This window comes from Betaproteobacteria bacterium (assembly GCA_016791345.1).
Classification (GTDB): domain Bacteria; phylum Pseudomonadota; class Gammaproteobacteria; order Burkholderiales; family JAEUMW01; genus JAEUMW01.
Genome location: JAEUMW010000334.1, coordinates 1 through 1,806, shown reverse-complemented (window position 1 = coordinate 1,806; position 1,806 = coordinate 1). Strand labels below are relative to the sequence as shown.

The following is a 1,806-nucleotide window of genomic DNA, read 5'->3' as shown; positions in this document are numbered from 1 at the left end:
CCGCCGTAGCGAATCACGTCGAGCTTGGTGTCCGGACGCGGCGTCAGGAAGTGCGCGAGGTTGGCATCGGCACGCGTCGCGTACTTGGGGTCGGCGCGCTGCAGGCGGGTGTCGGCTGCGCGCAGGGCGTTCACGCGCTTGGCGCGCGTGGCCTCGTCCGTGAGACGCCGCTGCGTGTCGGTGAAGAGCGTCGCTGCGCTCGTGGTCTGCTCGGCGGTTGCCGTAACCGGAATCGTGGAGAGGTCCACCTTGAGCTGTGCCGCAACGTCGGCGACCTGGAGAATCCACTCCGACTTGCGAACGGTGTCGAGCATCTCCTCGCTCGAGCAGGAATGATCCCCGGCGATCGCGGACAGCGCCGCCCAGTCGATGCACTCCGGCGTGATGCCCTGGCCGGTGTCGGCGCCTTGCACGCAGAGGCGCCCCTCGTCGCCGACCCGCGCTTCCTGCCAGAGGCGGTCGAACCGCGCCTTGTGCTCGGGATCGAGACCCTCGACGGCGAGCACCGCAATGTCGCGGTGCTCCGGATAGATCCATGCGAACGCCGCGTCCGGTACGCTGCACGTGATTGCAGCGAGGAGAAGACGTCCCGCGCACACAGTCACTTCCCTGATCACGGTCATCATCGCACCTCCCTGACTGGAATCTGCAAGGCTTCCTTACAGCGCCCCGGTGCCTCGCCCGTGCTAGCGCTTCGGTTCCGCGCCGGGCGCAACCTGTTGCTTGAGTTGCTCGGTGCTCGCACGGGCGTCCTGCGTGAGCTTGTAGGAGACGTAGTACTTGTAGATGTTGCGCACGTAGGTCGTCGTCTCGATGCCGATCTTCTCGGCGGTGACGTTCTCGACGTTGTTGAACCACTTGTCGGCGTTGAGGCCGCGCTTCTCGGCTTCCTTGCGCATCTTCGCGATGTTGCCGGGACCGGCGTTGTAGCTCGCGAACGCAAACAGCGTCCGGTTCTGCTCGTCGAAACTGGCGTCCTGAAAGTACCGGGTCATGAGCTGATCCATGTACTTCGCCCCGGCGTGAATGTTCGCCTCGGTGACCTTGATGTCGCCGACCTTGAGTTCCTTGCCCGTGGCGGGCATCACCTGCATGACGCCGACCGCGCCGACTTGGCTCTTCTTGTTCTGGTCCAGGGTGGATTCCTGGTACCCCTGCGCGGCGAGCATGAGCGGGTCGAACCCATATTGCTGTCCGTACTTCTCGAATATCGCGATCATCGACTCGAAGCGCTGCTGGTCGGCGCTCGCCGAGGAGTCGTGAAGCGCCTTGATCGTCTTCATGTACTGCTGCTGGCGATAAGGGATCACGCCTTGCTTCTTCGCCCAGCCGGTGTAGAAATCGTCGAGTTCAGCGGCGAGCTGCGGGCTCTCCTTGCGGATCGCCCAGCCCTTCTTAGTGGGGGGGCGCAGGACAACGTCTTCGTGCAGCACGATCTTCGGCAGCACCTGGGACCACATCTTCGCTTTCCAGTCGTCGACGACAATGGCCTGCAGTAGACCGGCGTTGAGCATCTCCAGCATGTCCTCGTCCTCGAGCGCATCGGGTACCAGAACGAGCTTCACCTCGGGTTTGCCGGCCTGCCTGAGATGGGCGTTGAGCGCAGTGAGGCTCTCGTAATAGCTCGAGGTCTTGCGCACGTGCACGGTCTTGCCGGCGAGATCCTCGATCGAGGCGATCGCCGGCGAGGCCGGACCGGTGGCGAGTATCTCGACGTTGACGATCTTCTCGTCCGGTGCGACGAAGTCCACGACCTTCAGGCGCTCGTCGGTGACACTGAGGTTACCCACCGCGATGTCGGCCAGC

Annotated in this window: 2 protein-coding genes; both read right to left on the bottom strand. The window is 64.0% G+C overall.

What is annotated here, in order from left to right; genetic code table 11:
• Positions 1–623, bottom strand: a 623-nt coding sequence (locus JNK68_13160) for a hypothetical protein (protein MBL8541304.1), incomplete at its 3' end; no start/stop codon positions are given.
• Positions 624–686: 63 nt separating this feature from the next.
• A partial coding sequence (locus JNK68_13155) for a transglycosylase SLT domain-containing protein (GenBank protein MBL8541303.1) occupies positions 687–1,806 on the bottom strand: 1,120 nt, incomplete at its 5' end.